The 21,206-nt window shown below is 71.7% G+C and carries 12 protein-coding genes and 2 tRNA genes; all 14 read right to left on the bottom strand.

The window, feature by feature from the left end:
* Window positions 1-327: 327 nt before the first annotated feature.
* Window positions 328-6,645, bottom strand: coding sequence for a ThuA domain-containing protein (locus AC4H2S_RS08060; protein WP_491496442.1), 6,318 nt, complete (start codon window positions 6,643-6,645; stop codon window positions 328-330).
* Window positions 6,646-6,861: 216 nt separating this feature from the next.
* On the bottom strand, window positions 6,862-8,022 hold the full coding sequence (gene xylA / locus AC4H2S_RS08055; protein WP_491496441.1) for a xylose isomerase: 1,161 nt from the start codon (window positions 8,020-8,022) through the stop codon (window positions 6,862-6,864).
* The gene (locus AC4H2S_RS08050; protein ID WP_491496440.1) at window positions 8,019-9,212 is read right to left on the bottom strand and encodes a Gfo/Idh/MocA family protein; all 1,194 of its coding nucleotides are present in this window, start codon (window positions 9,210-9,212) and stop codon (window positions 8,019-8,021) included. The genes xylA and AC4H2S_RS08050 overlap by 4 nt, the downstream gene beginning before the upstream one ends.
* 150 nt (window positions 9,213-9,362) lie before the next feature.
* On the bottom strand, window positions 9,363-10,442 hold the full coding sequence (locus tag AC4H2S_RS08045; RefSeq protein ID WP_491496439.1) for a substrate-binding domain-containing protein: 1,080 nt from the start codon (window positions 10,440-10,442) through the stop codon (window positions 9,363-9,365).
* Between the two features lie 142 nt (window positions 10,443-10,584).
* The gene (locus tag AC4H2S_RS08040; RefSeq protein ID WP_491496438.1) at window positions 10,585-11,658 is read right to left on the bottom strand and encodes an ABC transporter permease; all 1,074 of its coding nucleotides are present in this window, start codon (window positions 11,656-11,658) and stop codon (window positions 10,585-10,587) included.
* Complete coding sequence (locus AC4H2S_RS08035) at window positions 11,655-13,166, bottom strand: sugar ABC transporter ATP-binding protein (protein WP_491496437.1); 1,512 nt, start codon at window positions 13,164-13,166, stop codon at window positions 11,655-11,657. Before AC4H2S_RS08035 ends, AC4H2S_RS08040 begins: the two co-directional genes overlap by 4 nt.
* Entirely contained in the window at window positions 13,163-14,437 is a 1,275-nt protein-coding gene (locus tag AC4H2S_RS08030; RefSeq protein ID WP_491496436.1) for an ROK family protein, read from the bottom strand. Before AC4H2S_RS08030 ends, AC4H2S_RS08035 begins: the two co-directional genes overlap by 4 nt.
* 104 nt (window positions 14,438-14,541) lie before the next feature.
* On the bottom strand, window positions 14,542-15,981 hold the full coding sequence (gene xylB, locus AC4H2S_RS08025; RefSeq protein WP_491496435.1) for a xylulokinase: 1,440 nt from the start codon (window positions 15,979-15,981) through the stop codon (window positions 14,542-14,544).
* A 151-nt stretch (window positions 15,982-16,132) separates the two neighbouring features.
* Window positions 16,133-16,205, bottom strand: a tRNA-Glu gene (locus AC4H2S_RS08020).
* A 90-nt stretch (window positions 16,206-16,295) separates the two neighbouring features.
* Window positions 16,296-16,367 (bottom strand) — tRNA-Gln (locus AC4H2S_RS08015).
* 73 nt (window positions 16,368-16,440) lie between these two features.
* A complete protein-coding gene (locus tag AC4H2S_RS08010; RefSeq protein ID WP_491496434.1) occupies window positions 16,441-17,448 on the bottom strand; it encodes a CPBP family intramembrane glutamic endopeptidase in 1,008 nt (335 codons plus the stop codon).
* 4 nt (window positions 17,449-17,452) lie between these two features.
* Complete coding sequence (gene gltX / locus AC4H2S_RS08005) at window positions 17,453-18,922, bottom strand: glutamate--tRNA ligase (protein WP_491496433.1); 1,470 nt, start codon at window positions 18,920-18,922, stop codon at window positions 17,453-17,455.
* Window positions 18,923-18,947: 25 nt separating this feature from the next.
* Complete coding sequence (locus AC4H2S_RS08000; protein ID WP_491496432.1) at window positions 18,948-19,760, bottom strand: fumarylacetoacetate hydrolase family protein; 813 nt, start codon at window positions 19,758-19,760, stop codon at window positions 18,948-18,950.
* 64 nt (window positions 19,761-19,824) lie between these two features.
* Window positions 19,825-21,186 (bottom strand): pyridoxal phosphate-dependent decarboxylase family protein, encoded by a 1,362-nt coding sequence (locus AC4H2S_RS07995; protein ID WP_491496431.1) that lies wholly within the window; start codon window positions 21,184-21,186, stop codon window positions 19,825-19,827.
* Window positions 21,187-21,206 lie beyond the last annotated feature (20 nt).

Here is a 21,206-nt window from a genome sequence, read left to right as displayed (position 1 = left end):
TGCGTTCGGCTGGTGCTGCCGTGGCAGCGGGGTGGTGCGCGGGGGTGGGTATCGGGGTGGTGCTGGTGTGGGCCCGGTGGGCCCGGGGGGTGTCGCTCTGTGGCCCTGGTCTGGTCGGGCCGACGCGGACCGGTGCCGGGACGGAGCGCCGTGTCCCGGCACCGGCCGCTGAGGGCGGCGCCTTGCGGCGCCACCCCCCGCCCGGCCGGGGGCCCGGCCACCGACTCGCACGCAGGGCCGATCCTGCGTACGTGCCGGCTCACGCACCCGGAGGTGACGTGGTGGCCGAGCCGCCCGACTGCGGACGTTCTGTGCTCGGACCGGCGCCTACAGCTGCGACTTCAGCGTGCGCGACAGGCGCTTCAGAGCGAGCCTCACCTCCTTGTCCTTCACTCGCGACGCGAGCTTCTCGAAGCGGTTGAGCGCCTTGCGCGCCTGGCGGTCGTTGCCCGCCTTCTCCGCGCGCTTGGCGATCGTGAGCTCCTTCTTCAGCTTGGCCGCGAGCTTCTTGCCGACCAGGTTGTCGGCGTCGAGCCTCTTGACGAGCTTCTTGCCCGCTCCGAAGGACGCGACGACCTTGAAGGTGATCGTCTGCACGGTCTGGTTGCCGGCCGCGTCGTACGCGGTGACCTCCAGGCGGTGCTTGCCCGGTCGCAGCGACATGGCGTCGATGCGAGCCGGACCGGTGACGACCTTGCCGTCGATGCGGACGACCTGCTCGGCGGCCCCGGACGTGGCGTCCGTGACCGTGATCCGAGCCGTGCGGACCGCCGCGACGTCGAGCTTCGCGCCGTCGGCGATGCCGGCGACGGCCAGTGTGGGCGCCGTGCCGTCCTTCTTGATGGTGGTCGTCTCGACGGCCGAGGTCTTCCCGGCCGCGTCGGTCGCCCTGGCCTGGACCAGGGTGACACCGTCGTCGGACACCGTGATCGGCGCGGTGTACGCCGTCCACGGACCGTTGCCGACGCGGTACTCCACGCTCAGCTTCCCCTCACCGCCGGCACCCGCGAGGGTGACGGTGACCGGCGAGGTGAACCAGTTGCTGCGACCGTTGGCTGCGGCCGGCGACGTGGTGAGCGTGACGGTCGGCTTCGGGCCGGGCTCCGGCTCGGCGCCCTTCGGCACGACGACCGTGAACTCGCCGGTCGTCTCGTTGCCCGCCGCGTCGGCGGCCGTGTAGGCCACCTCGTGCTCGCCGGGCTCGGAGATCACGAACGGACCGTCGTAGTCGGTCTCGGCCCCGCCGTCCACCGTGTAGGTGAACGAGGTGACCTCGACGTCGTCCGCGGCATCGAGCACCACGGTGCCCGCGCCGGTCAGGTCGAGGTCGACGCAACCGATGATCGCGCCGCCCCGGTGCAGGGCCAGGATGCCGCCCTCGATGCGCGGCGCCCACGGGACCGTGGCCGTCGCGAACGAGGAGCCGTCGGCGTCCGCCGTGATCCTGGCGTCACCCGAGGCGGGGTCCCACCCGGGGTTGGTCGGCCACAGCTCGTTGGGCGGCGTGCCGGCCCCGGCGGGGTCGTCACGGTAGTGACCCTCGAAGCCACCGCACGTCGTGCCGACGTGCAGGTGCGACTCGTAGTCCTCCTCGGGGTCGAGACCCTCGAGGGACAGCTCCACCGTGGTGGTGTAGCCGTCACCGTCGACGGCGGAGACCATGGTGGCCTCGCCGCTGACGCCGCCGCTGGCCTGGTCGACCAGGTCTCCGGCGTAGGAGCCGAGGACCGTGGCGTCGACCGTCGGGTCGGTGGTGTCGACCGGCGGCTCCTCCCCGTCGGGGGCGCACGTGGCGTCCTCGCCGAGGGTGAACCAGTCGAAGGTGGCCGTGATCCCGGCACCCGCGGCCTGGTTGGCCGCGGAGATCAGGCCGATCCGCGGGTCGTCGATGCCGGTCAGGTCGTAGCCCCCCGACATGTCGGTCCACGTCTCGCCGTCGGTGCTGTAGCTGCCGAGGACCTGCTCACCGTCGGTGCTGGTCAGGCGCAGCCACACCGTGGTCGGGAACTCCGCTCCGAGCGCCGGTGAGTTGGTCTCGAGTGCTGTTGCGTCGGTCTCCTTCGCGGTCTGGATGATGTTCTGCGCGGCGTTGGCACCGTTGGTGCTGCGGCCCTGGAAGACGTGCTTGATGTAGTTGTCGTCGTCTCCGTAGATGAGCAGGCCCGCCGACTGGTAGGCCTGGTTGATCGGCGCGGTCACCTTGGTGGTGGCCACGAACGGCCCCTCGGGGAGGTCGGTGAGGACCAGGTCCCGTGCGGTGTTGGTGGTCTGGTAGAGGTCGGTCGCCTCCATCGGGATGCTGAGCGCCCCACCCGACACCGTCAGGTTGCCGCTCGGTCGGACCGTCGACCAGTCCGAGGTGAGCGTCGAGCCGTTGAACTCCTCCACGAAGCACCCGTTGCCGCACGGCACGGCCGTGTCGTCCGGGGTGAGGGTGAAGTAGTCGAACTCCGCGACGAGGTTGTCCGCCCCACCGGCCGCCGTCGCCCCGAGGGCGAGCAGGCCGACCTTGGGCGCGGTGATGCCGCTCAGGTCGCGCGCCGGCGCCGGGCCGCTGCTCGTGGCGAGCGGCACCCAGGTGTCGCCGTCACTGCTGTAGGAGGCGGTGACGGAGCTGCCGTCGGTGCTCGACATCCGCAGCCACACGGTGTCGGGGAAGTCCGCGCCCAGGTTGGCGGAGTTGGACTCCGTCGCTGTGGCGTTGGCCTCCTTGGCGAACTGGATGACGTTGGCCGCCTTGCTGCCCGCCGCCGCAGTCGAGCGGCCCGAGTAGACGAGCTTGAGGTAGTTGTCGTCGTCGCCGTAGACGATCAGACCGGCCTGCTGGTAGCCCTTGGTCGCGTTGAGGGTCACCTTGGTGGTGGCCTCGAACGCCCCGCCCGGCAGGTCCTGCAGGATGATGTTGGGCGTCGTGTTGGTCGTCTGGTAGAGGTCGGAGTTGGTCAACGGGATGTTGAGCGCCCCGTCGGCGACCGTCAGCGACTGGTTGACCCGGACGTTGCGGTTCCACCGCGTGGTGTCGAGCTCGTTGCCCACGAAGTCGTCGGAGCGACCGCTGAAGCAGATGTCCGACTTCCTCCTCGCCGTGATCTCCGTCGTGCGGGTCGCCTGGGCTCCTCGCGCGTCGGTGGCCGTCAGCGAGACGACGTACTTGCCCGGCGTGGTGTAGGTGTGGCTCGGGTCGGCCTCGGTGGAGGTCGCGCCGTCGCCGAAGTCCCACGCGTAGGTGACGGGGGTGTCACCGTCGGGGTCGGTCACCGTGCTGTCGAACGAGACCGGCAGGGGCACCTCACCGTTGGTGGTGCTGGCGGTGAACGCCACGGTCGGCGGCTGGTTGTCGGTGACTCCTCGACCGTTGAACTCGAGCCAGTTGACGTTGGCCCCACCCGTCGTGGCGACGAAGTACAGCGGAGCGCTGGTCGTCGTCGCGCCGGTGAAGGTGGTGCTCACCGTCTGGTAGGCCTGAGCGCCACCGGTGTTGGGAACCGTCAGGGTGCCGATCGTGGTGCCCGTCGGCGAGCCCTGGCGCACGGCGAACGTCGCGCCTGCCGTGGTCGAGGCGGCCCGCATCGAGACGCCGTCGATCCCGGTCAGGTTCATGACGTCCCAGCGGAACCAGTCACCGGTCTCGACGCCGGTCACGTTCTGACCGCCCCCGGTGTCGCTGGTGGTCTGCGTCGTGACGCCGGCCGTCCCGGAGGTGTTGTCGCCGGTGCGACCGGTGGCGTCGTAGAACTCCGCCTCCTTGTGCTTGGTGTGCAGGACGATGCCGTCGACGCTGGTCAGCGCCCCGGCGGCGCCGTTGCCCTTGTCGGTGTAGGTGGCCTTGATGGTGCCGAAGATGTTGGCGCCCACGTGGCCGGCGTCACCGGGCAGCGGGAACGAGCCCTCGCAGCCGGTGTACTGCTCGTAGTCGTGCGAGTGCTGGTCGTGGCCCAGACCCGGCTGGACGACGACCTTCGAGCAGTCGATGGTCCCGTCCTCGACGTCGCTGACGACGACCTTGTACTTCACGTAGTCACCGAACTCGAAGAAGCCGCCGTTCTCGGGCAGGACCAGGTCGACGCTCGGGGCGGTGTTGCCGGCCGTGATGTCGATGTTGGTCGTGCCGGTGCGGCCGTCGACGTCGGTCACCGTCAGCCGGGCGGTGTAGTCGCCCGCCGTCGTGTAGGTGAAGCTCGCCGTCGGCGTGGTCGCGTCGGTGGTGCCGTCGCCGGTGAAGTCCCACGCATAGGTGAGGCCCGTGTTGTCTCCGGTGTCGGGGTCGAAGGACCCGGTGCCGTCGAACTCGACGGTGAGCGGGGCCGGACCGGAGGTCCGGTTGGTCGTCGCCCTGGCCACGGGTGCACGGTTGCCCTCGACGTAGTCGATCCGGTAGACGCCGGAGTCGGTGTTGTTGCCGTCGAACCCGCTGCCCCATTCGATCATGTAGAGCGCGCCGTCCGGGCCGAACTGCAGCGCGTGCGGACGCCTCATGGGCAGGTCGGACAGGAACCGGTTGATGTCGGTGTAGCCGGTCCCGGCCTGGTTCATCTGCACGGTGAACAGGCGGCTGTTGTTCCAGTCGGCCCAGATCGCCTTGCTGTCGAAGTACTCCGGCCACTTGCGGTCCGAGGCCAGGTCGGGGTCGTAGGAGTAGGTGCCCGAGGTCATCGGGGCACCGCTCGCGCCGATCTCCGGGGTCCCGGTGATCGAGCCGGTGTTGCTCTGCCAGATGACCGCGGGCTTCGCGGGCGGCAGGTTGGTCAGGCCCGTGTTGTGGGGCGAGTCGTTGACCGGGGCAGCGCAGTCGAACGCCGCGCCGGCCGTGCTGTTGGCGAAGTTGTAGTCGTTGTACGGGGTGTTGTTGCCCACGCAGTAGGGCCAGCCGTAGTTGCCGGGCTCGTCGAGGATGTTCCACTCCACGCGACCGTTGGGTCCGCGGGTGGCGCTCACCGAGCCGGCGTCCGGACCGTAGTCGGCCACCAGGATGTTGTTGTTCTGCTCGTCCAGGCCGATGCGGAACGGGTTGCGGAAGCCCATGGCGTAGATCTCGGGGCGGGTCTTCTGCTGGGTGTCGGCCGCCTCGTCGAAGAGGTTGCCGTCGGGGATCGAGTAGCCACCGGCGGCCAGCGGCTTGATGCGCAGCACCTTGCCGTTGAGGCTGTTGGTGTTGCCCGAGGTGCGCTGGGCGTCCCAGGCGCCGCGGTTGGGCCGCTCGTCGATCGGGGTGTAGCCGTCGGACGCGAACGGGTTGGTGTTGTCACCCGTGGCGAGGTAGAGGTTGCCGTCGTTGTCGAACTCGAGCGACCCACCCGCGTGGCAGCACTCGTTGCGCTGCGTCGGGACGTCGAGGATCGTCACCGCCGTGTTGAGCTGGAGCGTGTCGCCCGACATCGTGTAGCGCGCGATGCGGTCAATCGGCTCCGAGCCCTGCGGGGAGTAGTAGAGGTAGACCCAGTTGTTGGTGGCGAAGTCCGGGTCGAGGGCGATGCCCAGCAGGCCGAACTCCTGGCCCGTGTAGACCGGGACCGTGCCCGCGGTCACCACGCTGCCGTTGTCCTTGATGATGCGCACGGCGCCGTTGCGGTCGATGTAGAACACCCGGCCGTCGTCGGCGATGGCGAGCTCCATCGGGTTTGAGGTGTTCTCGTCCAGCGCGACCTTCTCGAAGCTCGGCGTCAGCGTCGCCTTGCAGTCGGCGTCGACGACGCCGGCAGCGGTCTGGATGCCGCCGAGGATGTGCTGGAGGAACGCGGTGTCGGTGAACGCGGCCTCGGTGTGGCCCATGCCGGTGTACCAGCTGCGGCCGCCGTCGTAGTCCTGGCACCACGCGATCGGGTGCTCAGCGCCCATCGCGCCGTTGCCGGCCGCATAGGTGGTCTCGTCCATCGACGCCAGCACGTGGAGCTTGGTGCGCGGGTTGGCCGCCGGGTTGGAGCGGAAGTTGTACCACTCGTCGGTGCGCTCCCAACGGCGCGGGAGGCCCTTGGTGGACGGGTGGGCCGGGTCCTCGACCTTGACGGTCGCGGTCGGCGTGCCGTTGGGGTGGTTGTTGAAGTAGGCGCCGACCAGCTGGCCGTACCAGGGCCAGTCGTACTCGGTGTCGGACGCGGCGTGGATGCCCGCGTAGCCGCCGCCCGCCTGGATGTAGCGCTCGAACGCGGCCTGCTCGGCCGGGTTCAGCACGTCACCGGTCGTGGAGAGGAAGATGACGACCTCGTACTGCGCGAGGTTCTCGTCGTTGAACGAGCTGCCGTCCTCGGTGACCGTCACCGTGAAGTTGTTGTCGGCGGCGAGCGCCTGGATCGCGGTCGTCGCCTCGTCGATGTTGGAGTGGCGGAACGCGGCGGTCTTGGAGAACACCAGCGCGTCGAACGACTCGTCGGCCGCTGCGGCCGCCGAGGCGGCCGGGTCGGCGGTCCACGGGACCGCTTCACCGAGGGTGCTCTTCTGCGCGGGCGTGAGGTCGGCCTTCTTCGTTGCCTTCTTCGCCGCCTTCTCGGCGGAGGCGGACGCGCGGTCAGGTGCCGCGTCGGGCACCGCCGCACTCGCCGTGGAAGCCAGGCCGATCGTCGCACCGAGTGGTAGCGACACGACCAAGGCCATGGTGGAGCCGACTGCGGCACGGGAGTGCTTCTGCAGTCGCGTGATGAGTCTGTTCATCACGATCCCTTCTGTGGTGACGGATGTGCGCTCCATCGGTTCCGGGGCGGGTCCCCGGGCGTTCGGCCCCTGTCAAGCGGTGTGGTGCGGGTGTCATGCGGGTGGTGCGGGTGTCATGCGGGTGGTGCGGGTGTCATGCGGGTGGCGCGGGTCGTGCGGGTGTGCGTCCGAGATGGTGTGCCCGGCGGGTTCGGCGCCCGCCGGGCCAGGGGTCGGTCAGCGCACCCCCATCAGGTGCTCGAGGGCGAGCTGGTCGAGGGCCTCCATGCCGACGCTGCGCTCCGCGAGGCCCGCCACGTCGTAGGAGGCGGCGCGGAGGTCGGCGAGGGACTCGCCCTCGCCGAGCGTCGGGGTGCGCAGCGTCTCGACCTCGGCGGCCGCGAGGGCCGCCTGGACGTCGGGATCGGCCCGGAAGGCCTGCACCTTGTCACGAAGGATGAGGTAGTTGCGCATGCAGCCGCGCGCGGACTCCCACACCCCGTCCTCGGCCTCGGCCCGCGGGGGCTTGAAGTCGAAGTGGATGTAGCCGTCGTAGGCCTTGCCCGTCCCGGCGCCCAGCAGCGCGTCGACGGTCCAGAACGCGCCCCGCACGTTGCCCGCACCGAAGCGCAGGTCCTGGTCGAAGCGGGGACCGTGCTGTCCGTTGAGGTCGACGTGGAACAGCTTGTCGTGCCACAGCGCCTGGCTGATGCCGTGGGCGAAGTTGAGCCCGGCCATCTCCTCGTGGCCCACCTCGGGGTTGAGACCGACCATCTCCGGCTGCTCGAGCTCGGAGATGAGCGCCAGCGCGTGGCCGATCGTCGGCAGCAGGATGTCGCCGCGCGGCTCGTTGGGCTTGGGCTCGAGGGCGAAGCGGATGTCGTAGCCCTGCTCCTTGACGTAGGCGCACAGCAGGTTGAGCGACTCGGCGTAGCGGTCGAGCGCGGCCTGCACGTCCTTCGCGGCGCCGTGCTCGGCGCCCTCGCGGCCGCCCCACAGCACGAACGTCTTGGCGCCCAGCGACGCGGCCAGGTCGACGTTGCGCAGCACCTTGGCCAGGGCGTAGCGGCGCACCTCGCGGTTGTTGGCGGTGAGCGCGCCCTCCTTGAACACCGGGTGCCCGAAGAGGTTGGTGGTCACCATCTCGACGGCGAGGCCGGTGTCGGCCAGCGCCTTCTCGAAGCGCTCGAGCACGGAGTCGCGCTCGTCGTCGTCGGGGACGAGGTCGTCGTCGTGGAACGTCACGGCGGCCGCGCCGAGCTCGGCGAGGCGGTAGGTCGCGTCGACCGGGTCGAGCAGGGCGCGCGAGCTGGGCCCGAACACGTCGGTGCCCTGCCAGCCCACCGTCCAGAGGCCGAACGAGAACTTGTCCTCAGGGGTCGGGGTGTAGTCGGTCATGCGGGAATCTCCTGCCACGAGTCGTTGTCTGAGCTGGTCTCGACCGCGGCCAGGACGCGTTGCACCTGGAGTCCGTCGGCAAAGGATGGGGCGGGGTCGGTGCCGGCCGCGATGTCGCGGACCAGGTCGACCGCCTGGTGGATGAAGCCGTGCTCGTAGCCGATGACGTGGCCGGGGGGCCACCACGCACCGACGTAGGGGTGCTCGGCCTCGGTCACGAGGATGCGGCGGAACCCCGCGGTGCGGGAGTCCTCGGTGCCGTCGAAGAAGTGCAGGACGTTCATGTCCTCGAAGTCGAAGGCGAGGCTGCCGCGGGAGCCGTTGATCTCGACGCGGATCGCGTTCTTGCGGCCCGACGCGAAGCGGGTCGCCTCGAACACGCCCATCGCTCCCCCGCGGAAGTCGGCGAGGAAGGTGGCGGCGTCGTCGACGGTCACCGCGCCGGTGCCCGACCCCGCGGTGCCGGACAGGCCGGCGTGCTCGCTGGGGAGCGGGCGCTCGTCGACGAAGGTCCGCAGCCGTCCCGTCACCCGGGCGATGGTGTCGCCGGTGATGTACTGCGTCATGTCGATGATGTGCGCCCCGATGTCGCCGAGGGCGCCGGAGCCGGCCTTGTCCTTCTCCAGCCGCCACGACAGCGGCGCCTGCGGGTCGACGATCCAGTCCTGGAGGTACTGGGCGCGCACGTGGTGGAGGGTGCCGAGGCGACCCTCGGCGACGAGCTGGCGCGCCAGCGCGATGGCCGGGACACGGCGGTAGGTGAAGCCGACCATGGCGCGTACGCCGTCGGCGGCCGCGCGCTCGGCGGCGCGGGTCATCGCCTCGGCCTCCTCGACGCTGTTGGCCAGGGGCTTCTCGCACAGCACGTGCTTGCCGGCCTCGAGGGCGGCGATGACGATCTCGGCGTGGGTGTGGCCCGGGGTGCAGACGTCGACGAGGTCGATGTCGTCACGCGCGACCAACGCCTGCCACGAGGTCTCGGTGGACTCCCACCCGAGGCGCGCGGCGGCGGCCGCGACGCCTTGGGGGTCGCGGCCCGCCACGGCCCGCATGCGGGGTCGCAGCGGCAGGTCGAAGAAACGGGGCGCGGTGCGCCAGGCGTGCGAGTGTGCAGCGCCCATGAACGCGTACCCGACCATGCCGACCGACAGGTCGCTCCGGTTGTCGGGGACATCGGGAGTGGTGGTCATCGGACCTCCTCGTGTGCGGGCTGGGGCGGGGCGTCGTGGCGTGCGAAGGCATGCCTCGTAGCGCCCCTGTCGCCGGGCGGGTGCCGGCGCGGGTCGTCAGCGGGGGGGTGGGCCGCGGCGGCTCCCGGTCGGGAGCCGCCGCGGAACCCGTCAGGACTCGAAGGCCGAGTCGATGTACTGGTCGACGTTGTCCGAGGTGACGACCGGCGCGTAGAGCTGCACCGTGCGGGGCACCTCGACCTCGACGAGGTCGCTCATCGCCTTCTCCTGCAGGAGCAGACGGGCGAGCTTGACGCCGTCGGCGCCCTGGGTGGAGGGGTAGATGACGGTCGCCTTGAGCACGCCGTCGCCCTCCTGGATCGCCCGCATGGCGTTGGCCGAGCCGGCGCCGCCGATCATCGCGAACTCGTCACGGCCGGCGTTCTCGATGGCCGCCAGCACGCCGACGCCCTGGTCGTCGTCGTGGTTCCAGAGGTAGTCGATCTTCGGCTCGGCCTGCAGCAGGTTGCCCGCGACCTTCTCGCCGCTCTCGACGGTGAACTCGGCGGCCTGGCGGGCGTCGACGTCGAGACCGCACTCGGACAGCGCGTCCTCGAAGCCCTGGCTGCGGTCCTGGGTCAGCGGCAGCGAGTCGATGCCGGCGATCTCGGCGACGACGACGTCCTCGTCGCCTCCGGCCTGCTCGCAGACGTACTGCCCGGCCGAGACGCCCATGCCGTAGTTGTCACCGAGCACGGTGACGCGGGCGGCGTTGGGGTCGTCGAACTCGCGGTCGACGTTGATGACCGGGATGCCGGCCTCCATCGCCCTGAGGGCGATGGGCGTCATCGCCGCGCCGTCGAACGGCAGGAGCACGATGGCGTCGACCTTGTCGTTGATGAAGGTCTCGACCTGGCTGATCTGCAGGTTGACGTCGTTGGTGCCCTCCGCGATCTGGAGGTCGATGTCGGGGTACTGCTCCTGGAGGTCGCGGACGTTGTTGGTGATGGCGGCCATCCAGCCGTGGTCCGCGGCGGGCGCCGAGAAGCCGATGGTGACCTTGTCGCCCTCCTCGTCGTTGCTGCCGGCGGCAGCGGCGGGGGCGGCGTCCGAGCTGCCGTTGTCGTCGTCGTTGGCCGCATCCTCGGCGCTGCCGGTGCAGGCGACGAGGGACAGCACGGCGACCGCGCCGACCACGAGGCCGGCGTAGCGGCGGCTCTGGTGCCGTCGGAAGGGGGTGCGCAGTCGCATGGGTGGTGCTCCTTGTGTTGTGTCGGTGGGTGCGGTGCTGCGGCCGGCGCTACGTGACGTGCCGGCGTGGTGGTGGTGCGGTGGTGGTGCGGTGGTGGTGCGGTGGTGGTGCGTGGTTCCGAGTCGGGGAAGGGCCCGAGAGCTAGGTCGAGGTCGCGTTGCGGGCCAGGCGCTGCTGGAGCAGCACGGCGACCACGATGATCAGCCCCTTGGCGACCGCCTGGGTCGAGGTGTCCTGGTTGTTGAGGGTGAACACGTTGCTGAGGGTGGCGAAGATCAGCACCCCGACGACCGTGCCGACGATCGTGCCGCGTCCGCCCGTGAGGAGCGTGCCGCCGATGACGACCGCAGCGATCGCGTCGAGCTCCCACAGGGTGCCGTGGGTGGAGCTGCCGGTCGTGGTGCGGCTGACCAGCATCAGGGCCGCCAGCCCGCAGCACACTCCGACGAGGACGTAGAGCATGACGGTGTGGCGGTTGACGTTGATGCCCGCCAGGCGCGCGGCCTCGGGGTTGCCGCCGACGGCGAGCGTGCGCCTGCCGAAGGTCGTGCGGTTGAACAGGACCCAGCCGATGATCGAGACCAGCGCGAAGATGATGACGAGGAGCGGCACGCCGAGGACGTCGGCGGAGAAGAAGTCCTTGAACCCTTCGACCGTCACGATCTGCGTGCGTCGCTCCGAGATGATCTCGGCCAGGCCACGGGCGGCGGCGAGCATCGCCAGCGTCGTGATGAACGGGACCACCTTGCCGTAGGCGATGATGATGCCGTTGACGAGACCGGCTCCGGCTCCCACGGCCAGCGCGGCGAACACCATGACCAGCCAGTGGGTGTCCTCGGCCATCGTCTGGGTGGCGAACGTCGTCGCCCAGACCGAGCACAGGGCCGCGATGGCCCCGACCGAGAGGTCGATGCCGCCACCGGTGATGACGAAGGTCATCCCGATGCTCACCACGCCGATGGTGGAGGCGAAGCGCAGGATCGTGAGGGTGTTGTCGATGCTGGCGAACCGGTCGCCCGCGGTGATGACACCGGCTGCGCAGATCAGGAGGAGCGCGACGACCAGGCCGAGGTTGCGCCCGAACGGGCCGCTCATCAGTCCTCCGCCGCCGCGCTCGCTCTCGGCGGCGGCGCGCTCCACCGTGACCGTGTCGGTCGTGGGCGTGACGGTGTTCTCCACCGTGCCCCCGTCCCGGCTCGTGCTCTGCTCGCTCATGCGACCTTTCCTTCCATGACGAGGTCCAGGACGCGGGACTCGTCGATCTCACCCGCGGGACCTTCGTGAACGACACGGCCCTCGCGGACCACGAGGACCCGGTCCGCGAGCCCGAGCACCTCCTCGACCTCGCTCGACACGACCACGACGGCGACGCCGGAGTCGGCCAGCGAGCGGACGAGGGCGTAGATCTCGGCGCGAGCGCCGACGTCCACCCCTCTGGTCGGCTCGTCCAGGAGCAGCACGCGACACTCGCGGAGCAGCCACCTGGCCAGGACGACCTTCTGCTGGTTGCCGCCCGACAGGAGGCGCACGAGGCGATCGACCCCGGCCGGACGGACGTCGAGGGACTCCGCCACCTCGGCGGAGCTCTTGCGCTCGGCACGCCGGTCGAGCAACCCGAACCGGCTGAAGCGGCGGAGCGTGGAGACGGTGATGTTGCTGTAGACGGCCTGGTCGAGGAGCAGGCCCTGGCTCTTGCGCTCCTCCGGGGCCAGCCCGACGCCGGCCTTCACCGCGGCGGGCACCGACCCGCGGCGCAGCTCGCGGCCCGCCACGCGCACCGTGCCGGCCGACGGGCGTCGCGCGCCGTAGAGGGTCTCGAGGATCTCCGAGCGCCCGGCGCCGACGAGCCCGGCGAGACCGACGATCTCGCCCGCGTGCACCGCGAGGTCCACGCCGGTGAAGACGCCCGGCAGCTCGAGGCCGGTGACCTCGAGGACCGGGTCGCCGGTGGCGGCCACGGCCTCGCCGCGCGGCGGGAACACGTATTCGATGGAACGGCCGGTCATCAGCTTGATCAGCTCGCTCGTCGGCGTCTGGTCGACCGCGAGACCGGTGGCGACGCTGCTGCCGTCCTTGAGGACGGTGATCCGGTCGCCGATCTGGCGGATCTCCTCGAGGCGGTGGGAGATGTAGACGACGGCGACGCCCTCGGCGGTGAGGTCGCGGATGACACGGAACAGGTTGTCGACCTCGCCCTGGTCGAGGACGGCGGACGGCTCGTCGAGCACGAGCAGCCGGGTGTCCTGGGAGAGCGCGCGGGCCATGCTGACGATCTGCTGGGCCGCGGGCGAGAGGCGACCCACCGTGCGGGTGGCCGGGATCTCGCTGTGCCCGAGCCGGGCGAGCAGGTCGCGGGTGCGGCGGAGCGTCTCGGCGCGCTGGCTGAAGCCGGCGGTGCTGAGCTCGTGGCCGAGGAAGATGTTCTCCGCGACGGTGAGGTCGGGGACCAGGTCGAGCTCCTGGTAGATGGTGGAGATGCCGAGGCTCATCGCCGCCTGGGGCGTCGACGGCGCGACCTGCGTGCCGTCCCACATGATCTCGCCCTCGTCGGGCAGGTAGCTCGCCGACAGGATCTTGATCAGCGTGGACTTGCCGGCGCCGTTCTGGCCGAGCAGGCAGTGCACCTCGCCCGCGCGCACCTCGAGATCGACTCCGCCGAGCGCGAGGACGCCGGGGAACCGCTTGACGATGCCGCGCATGGTCAGCAGCGGGGCGTCGTTCATTGCATCACCTCCAGGGTGGGGACCACCCGAGGCACGAGGGTCGGGTCGTCGTAGACGTGGTCGATGGCAACGGCGGCGGCGCCGTGCACCGCTGCCGAGAAGCCGAGGGCCGAGAGGGCGATGCGGGTGCCGCCGGCGTCGGGGGCGAGCACGCCCGCGGCGAGCTCGGCCTCTGCCTCGGCGCGGAACCACTCGCCGATCTCGCCGAGGTAGCCCGAGAGCACGATCATGCCGGGGTTGAGCACGTTGGTGAGGACCGCGGCGCCGATGCCGACCCAGCGGCCGACCTCGCGCAGCGCGGCCAGGGTCTTCTCGTCGCCGGCGGCGGCGCGGCGGCCGATCTCCTCGACCTTGCCCTCCAGGTCGAGGAGCGGCGAGCGCAGCAGGTCGTCGTCGTCGGCGGCGGCGAGGTCGATGAGGTGGCTGAGGCCGATGACGGTCTCCCAGCAGCCGGTGCGACCGCATCCGCAGCGGATGCCGTCGCGGCGGTCGACCACCATGTGGCCGAACTCGCCGGCGTAGCCGCGCCGGCCGGCGAACGGGCGCCCGTCGGCGACGATCCCGCCGCCGATGCCGACCTCGCCGTGGATGACGAGGATGTCGCGCCGCTCGGGATCGCCGGGCGTGGCCTCGGCGACGGCCGCGAGGTTGGCCTCGTTGTCGACCTTGATCAGGTAGTCCGGGTCGCCGAGCTCGGCGCGCAGCAGGCTGGCGAGCCCGACGTCCTGCCAGCCGAGGTTGGCAGCGACGGAGACGGTGCCGCCGTCGTGGTCGACGAGGCCCGCGACGCCGACGACCGTCGAGACGGGCACGGCGCCGAGGGCGGCCAGGTCGTCCAGCGTGCCGTGGAGCAGCTCCCCGAGCCGGTCGACGACCTCCTCGGGCTCGAGCCCGCGGGTGTCCATCGAGGTGCGGTGCTCGCTCACGACGGTGCCGGCAAGGTCGACCGCGCGGGTCGAGACGTGGTGGACGTTGATCTCCGCGCCCACGCCGTAGGCGCCCGCACCGTCGATCTCGACGATCGTGCCGGGCCGGCCGACGGCACCGCGCTCGGCGCTGCCCTCGCGCACCAGGCCGCGCTCGAGGAGCTCGGTCACCAGGCTGGAGACCGTCGCCTTGTTGAGGCCGAGGTCGGCCGCGAGGCGTGCCCGGCTGCGGCCGCCGTCCTCGCGGAGGCTGCGCAGGACGAGCGACAGGTTCGCGCGGCGGACGGTGCCCTGGTCGGCACCTCCCGAGCTGGTCGAGGACCAGCCGTCCCGCACCTGCGACATCGCGTCCTCGATCCTGCTCTGTGACTGGCGTCACCAGTTAGTTTGGTGGACCGCCAAACTAAGTCGGTGACGCTGGTCACGTCAAGGGGCTCGTCCCAAGATTCTCAGGTGGTCCGGTCCAGGTGTCGCGAGCGGCCCTCGGCGTAGCGCGCCCGCACCTGCGGAGCAGGGTCGGCGGCGTAGCGCCGGGTGCCCTCGCGCACCCACTCCGGGGGCGCGTCGGCGCCCGCGAGCGCCCAGGCCGCCTGCCGCGCGGCGCCGTCGGCGACGTACTCCCCCGGCGGCGGGACGTCGACCGGGACCCCGAGCACCTCGGCGGCGACCGTGCGCACGGCCTCGGACGCTGCCGCCCCACCGACGAGCAGCACCCGCGACGGGGTGACCCCGGTGGCGGCCACCGCGTCCAAGCCGTCCGCGAGGCTGCAGACCAGGCCCTCGACAGTGGCGCGGGCGAAGGCCGGCCGGGTGGCCGTGGCGAGGGTGAGGCCGTGCAGCGACCCAGTCGCGTCGGGCAGGTTGGGGGTGCGCTCGCCCTCCAGGTAGGGCACCAGCACCAGTCCGCCGGCGCCCGCGGGTGCCTCCAGCGCGAGGCGCGACAGGGTGTCGTGGTCGACGTCGAGCAGGCGCGCGGCGGCGTCGAGCACCCGGGCGCCGTTGAGGGTCGCGACCAGCGGGAGGAACAGGCCCGTGGCGTCGGCGAACCCCGCCACCGACCCGGTGGGGTCGATGGCCGGTGCGCCGGTGACGGCGGTGACGACTCCCGACGTGCCGATCGAGACGACCACGTCGCCCTCCCCCGCGCCCAGGCCCAGGGCCGCGGCCGCGTTGTCGCCGGCACCGGCGCCGAGGAGGGTGCCGGCGCGGACGACGGTGCCGGCCGAGCGCGCGGCGACCTCACCGGGAGCGACCACCCGCGGCACGTGCGGCGCGGCGCCGAAGGCGCGCTCCAGCAGGTCGGTGCGGTAGTGCCCCGTCGCCGCCGACCAGTAGCCGGTGCCGCTGGCGTCGCTCCGGTCGGTCGTGAGGTCGGCCAGGTCGTCGCTGCCGGAGAGCTTCCAGGTCAGCCAGTCGTGGGGCAGGCACACCGCGGCCGTGCGCCGGGCGTTCTCGGGCTCGTGCTCGGCGAGCCAACGCAGCTTGGTCACGGTGAACGAGGCCACCGGGACGACGCCGACCGCCTCGGCCCAGGCCCGCCCGCCCTCCTCGAGCCCGCCCAGCTCGTCGACGAGGTCGCGGGCGGCACCGGCCGAGCGGGTGTCGTTCCACAGCAGCGCGGGGCGTACGACGGCGCCGTCCTCGTCGAGGCAGACCATGCCGTGCTGCTGGCCGCCGACGCTGACGGCGGCGACGTCGTCGAGGCCACCGGCGTCGGCGACCGCGGCCTGCAGGGCGGCCCACCAGTGGTCGGGGTGCACCTCGGTGCCGTCGGGATGGCTCGCGCGTCCCTGCCGCACGAGGCTGCCCGTCTCGGCGTCGCGGACGACGACCTTGCAGGACTGGGTGGAGGAGTCGATGCCGGCGACCAGCCGGGGCCCGTCAGTCATGGGCGCGGATGCTAGCCCACGGCCTCCGCCCGAGCCCGGCGCGACGACTCCCCCTGACCGCTCCCCTGGCCGCTCCGCTGGCCGCTCTCCTGGTGCGCTCCCCGGACGACGACGAAGGGCCCGGTCTGGTGACCGGGCCCTTCGGGTGCCGTACCCCCGACCGGATTCGAACCGGCGCTACCGCCTTGAGAGGGCGGCGTGCTAGGCCGCTACACAACGGGGGCTTGCAGGGTGCTGCTCCGAGGAGCAACGGAGCTGAACTCTAGCGGGGCTGGAGTGACGCTCCAAATCCGGGCCCGAGGGCCTGGATCTTGCTGGGGTACTAGGACTCGAACCTAGAACAACTGGACCAGAACCAGCCGTGTTGCCAATTACACCATACCCCATGGGGGTATCGGATCACTGTCCGACCACCCACCTGGTCCGGGCGTGGAATCCCTCCCGAACCGACCCCGAACACTACATGCCGGGTGGCGGCGGGGCCAAAACGGGGTCCCGCTGGCCCGGCGGCAGCGCGGCTCCCCCGACGGGAGGTCCGACGTCGACCAGTCCCATCGCCTTCGCCACCCACGAGGCGAGGAAGAGGTAGACCAGCGACTGCGTCATAGTGGAGAGGATGGTCCACCAGCTGCTGCCGCCCTCCGCGTTGAGCGCGGTGGTCAGGTCGCCGAACGCGAGCGCCAGCCCGAACGCCAGGAAGTTGTTGAGCACGTGCATGGCGATGGGCGCCTCGAGGCCGCCGGTGCGGATGACGAGGATGCCGGCGACGACACCGAAGGCGAAGCGGTCGAAGAACACCGGCCAGTCCTGGGACAGGCCGTGGAACAGCGCGAAGATCAGCGCGGGGCCGAGCACCGCCAGCGCCTGGGAGACGCGCCTGCCCCACACCAGCGAGCCGAACGCCTGGGTGAGGTAGCCGCGGAACAGGTACTCCTCGCCGGCCGCCTGCAGCGGCGTCAGGAGCAGGATCACGATGATGAAGTCGCGGGTCTGCGCGGTGAAGTCGTTGACGGTGCCCACCGGCGTGTCCCCGGCCGACACCGGCAGCAGCATCGCGACGCCGAGCGAGGCCATCAGGGCCACCACCGACAGGCCCAGGCACACCAGCAGGTAGCCCCAGCGCAGCCGGGGCGCGACCGAGGAGACCCACCGCGGCTTGAGCCGGTGGAGCCACCAGGTGACCAGGAAGGTCAGGGGGATCGCCGCCGCGATGATCGCGTTGAGCAGCGCGAGCCCGGCCGGCGTCGCCTCTTGCGTCACGTCGAGGACGGCTGCGGCCTGCTCCGCCGTGTCGCCGGTCGCGAGCAGCAGCACGAGGGCGAGGAGGCCGGCGGCCAGCGGCACCAGGCCGAAGACGAGGACCAGCAGGAGCAGGGCGCCCACGATCGAGCGCCACGCGCCGGGGCGCCCGACCCGGTGCAGCTCGTGGTAACGCGGCCGGAAGTCGGGCGGCAGTGGTCGGGCCACGACGTCAGGCCAGGGCCGACTGCAGCCGCGCCAGGCTGCGCTCGCGGCCGAGCAGCTCCATCGACTCGAACAGCGGCGGGCTCACCCGCTTGCCGGTCACCGCCACCCGCACGGGACCGAAGGCCACGCGCGGCTTGAGCTCCATGCCCTCGATCAGCGCGACTCGAAGCGCCTCCTCGATGGCCGCGGTCGACCACTCCTCGATCCCGACCAGGGCGTCGTACGCCGCCTGGACGACGCCGCGGCCGGTCTCGTCGAGCACCTTGGCGACGTCGTCGGGGTCGCGCTCGAACGCGGCCTCGTCGACGAAGAGGAACCCGAGCATGGGCGCGGCCTCGGTGAGCTTGTTGATCCGCTCGGCCACCAGCGGCATCGCCAGCTCCAGCAGCTGCGCGTCGGCGTCGCTGACCGGGTCGCCGACGACGCGCTCCGCCTTGAGGAAGGGCAGCGCCCGGTGGGTGATGTCCTCGACCGTCAGCAGCCGCATCTGCGAGGTGTTGATGGCCTCGGCCTTCTTGAGGTCGAAGCGGGCGGGGTTGGGGTTGACGTCCTTGATGTCGAACGCCTCGACCATCTCGGCCATCGAGAACACGTCGCGGTCGGCCGCGATCGACCAGCCCAGCAGCGCGAGGTAGTTGAGCAGGCCCTCGGGCAGGAAGCCCTGCTCGCGGTAGGCCAGCGCGTGCGCCTCCGGGTCGCGCTTGGAGAGCTTCTTGTTGCCCTGGCCCATCACGTAGGGCAGGTGGCCGTACGCCGGGACCTGATCGGCCACGCCGAGCTCGACGAGCGCCTCGAAGAGCGCGAGCTGGCGCGGCGTGCTGGAGAGCAGGTCCTCGCCGCGCAGGACGTGGGTGATCTGCATCAGCGCGTCGTCGACCGGGTTGACCAGCGTGTAGAGCGGGTCGCCGTTGGCACGCGAGAGCGCGAAGTCGGGCACGTTCTCGGTCGCGAAGGTGATCTCGCCGCGCACCAGGTCGTCCCAGCCGACGGTGCCGTCGGGCATCCGGAACCGGACGACGGGGCGGCGGCCCTCGGCCTCGAACGCCGCGCGCTGCTCGTCGGAGAGGTCGCGGCAGAACCCGTCGTAGCCCTGCATCTTCGAGCCCGACGCCTTGCGGCGCGCGTCGACCTCCTCGGTGGTGCAGAAGCAGTCGTAGGTGTAGGACGACTCGCGCAGCCGCGTGAGGACGTCGCGGTAGATGTCGCCGCGCTCGCTCTGCAGGTAGGGCCCGTGGGGGCCGCCGACCTCGATGCCCTCGTCCCAGTCGAGGCCGAGCCAGCGCCACAGCTCGAGGATCGCGTCGTAGGACTCCTGCGTGCTCCGCTCGCGGTCGGTGTCCTCCATCCGGAAGACGATCTGCCCGCCGTGGTGGCGCGCGAAGGCCCAGTTGAACAGGGCCGTGCGGACCAGGCCGACGTGCGGCGAGCCCGTGGGCGAGGGACAGAAGCGGACGCGGACGGGGCTGCTGCTCATGTGGGTGGCTCTCTCGTGTGGCCGGTCAGCTGCGCCGGGCGACGGGGTTGGTCAGGGCGCCGATGCCGGCGATCGAGATCTCCACCTCGTCGCCGACCTGCATGGGACCGACACCCTCGGGGGTGCCGGTCAGGATGACGTCGCCGGGCAGCAGCGTCATGACCGACGAGACGTGCGCGACCAGGGCCGGCACGTCGAAGATCATGTCGGCCGTCGAGCCGTCCTGGACGACGTCGCCGTTGAGGTGGGTCTGCACCGCGCGGCCGTCGATGAACGCCTGCGGGTCGAGGTCGGTCTCGATCCACGGGCCGATCGGGCAGAAGGAGTCGAAGCCCTTGGCCCGGGTGAACTGCACGTCGGACCTCTGGAGGTCGCGGGCGGTGACGTCGTTGGCGATCGTGTAGCCGAAGATCACGTCCGTCGCCTGCTCGGGGGGCACGTCGCGACAGATCCGGCCGATCACCACGGCCAGCTCGCCCTCGTACTGCAGGTTGCTGGTCTGCGACGGGTAGAAGATCGGGTCGCCGGGGCCGACCACCGCGGTGTTGGGCTTGAGGAACATGAGCGGCTCGGCCGGGAGGTCGTTGCCGAGCTCGGCGGCGTGGGCGGCGTAGTTGCGGCCGATCCCGACGACCTTGCTCCGCGGGATGATCGGCGCGAGCAGGCGTACGTCGCCGAGCCGGTGCTGCTCCTCGAGCGGCTTGACGCCGGCATAGAGGGGGTCTCCGGCGAGGGCGACCACCACCGAGTCCTCGTCGGCCTGGCCGAACTCGTCGACCTCCCCGGTGACGACGCCGAAGCGCGGCTCCTCGCCCGTGCTGAACCGACAGATGCGCATGGGTCGAGGCTATCCAACCGCGGTCTGCCGGGCCCACGGCGGGAGGCTTCGGCCGTGGGGCCCGCTACTGCCCCGCGGCACGGTGCAGCGCGGCCAGGGTCGCCGCGACGTCCTCGACGGTCGTCGACCAGTTGCTCACGCTGACTCGCAGCACCGCGCGGCCGTGCCAGGTCGACCCGGTGGTCCACGCCGTCCCCTCCGCGAGCATCGCCTCGACCACGGCCCGGGTGCGGTCGTCGTCCCCGAACGTGGCGCAGACCTGGGTGAAGACGACGTCGTTGAGCACGTCTGCGCCCTCGATGGCGGCGATCCCCTCGGCGAACGCCTCCGCGTGGTCGCAGAAGCCGTCGACCAGCTCGGCGACGCCGTCGCGCCCCAGCGCCCGGAGCACCGCCCACACCGGGAACGCCCGGCCCCGTCGGCTGATCTCCGGCACCTTGTCGAGCGGCTCCCCGGCCGCGTCGTGGATCAGGTAGTCACCGTGCATGCTCATCGCGGCCCGCAGGGCTGCCCGGTCGCGGACGATCGCGAGCCCGCAGTCGTAGGGCACGTTGAGGGTCTTGTGCGCGTCGGTGGCCCAGGAGTCGGCGCGGTCGGCGCCGGCCAGGAGGTGGCGCCGGCGTGGGGAGGCGCCCGCGAAGAGCCCGAACGCGCCGTCGACGTGGACCCACGCCCCGGCGTCGTGCGCGGCGGTGACGGCGGCGTCGAAGGGGTCGAACGCGCCGGAGTGGACGTTGCCGGCCTGCAGGCAGACCACGGTCGGGCGCCCGTCGCCCGCGTCGAGCGCGCTGGCGAGCGCCGCGGGCTCGATGCGCCCCTGGTCGTCGACCGCGACCGGCTCGGGCGCGCCGAGGCCGAGGTAGCGCAGGGCCAGGTCGATGGTGTCGTGCCGCTCGGCGCCGACGAGGACGCGCACGCCGGGCGAGCCGGCGAGCCCGCGGTCGGCGACGTCCCAGTCGGCGCGCCGCAGCACCTCGTCGCGCGCGGCGGCGAGGCAGGTGAAGTTGGCCATCGTGCCGCCGGTGACGAAGCCGACGGCGCTGCCGGCGGGGAGGCCGAGCAGGTCGAGCACCCACGACTCGGCCACGTCCTCCACGGCCGAGTGGGCGGGAGTGAGCACCCGCAGGCCGGCGTTCTGGTCCCACGCGCTGACCAGCCAGTCCACGGCGAGGGCCGCCGGGTGGGTGCCGCCGATGACGAACCCGAAGAAGCGCCCGCCCGGCATCGCCGTCAGCCCGGGATCGCAGGCGCGGGCCAGCTCGTCGACCACCGCGACCGGGTCGGTGGGCCCGTCGGAGAGCAGCGGGTCGAGGCGGGCGAGCATCTCCTTGGCGCCCAGCCGCGGCGGCACCGGGCGGTCGGCGAGCGAGGCGAGCCACTCGACCGCGTGCTCGTGGGCACGGTCGAGACCGGCGGTGCGGTCCATCTCGGCAGTGTCCCCCCGGC

It is taken from the genome of Nocardioides sp. Z13_37 (genome assembly GCF_058355585.1).
The sequence above is the reverse complement of the archived record's forward strand: the minus strand, read 5'-3'. Positions and strand labels throughout refer to the sequence as shown.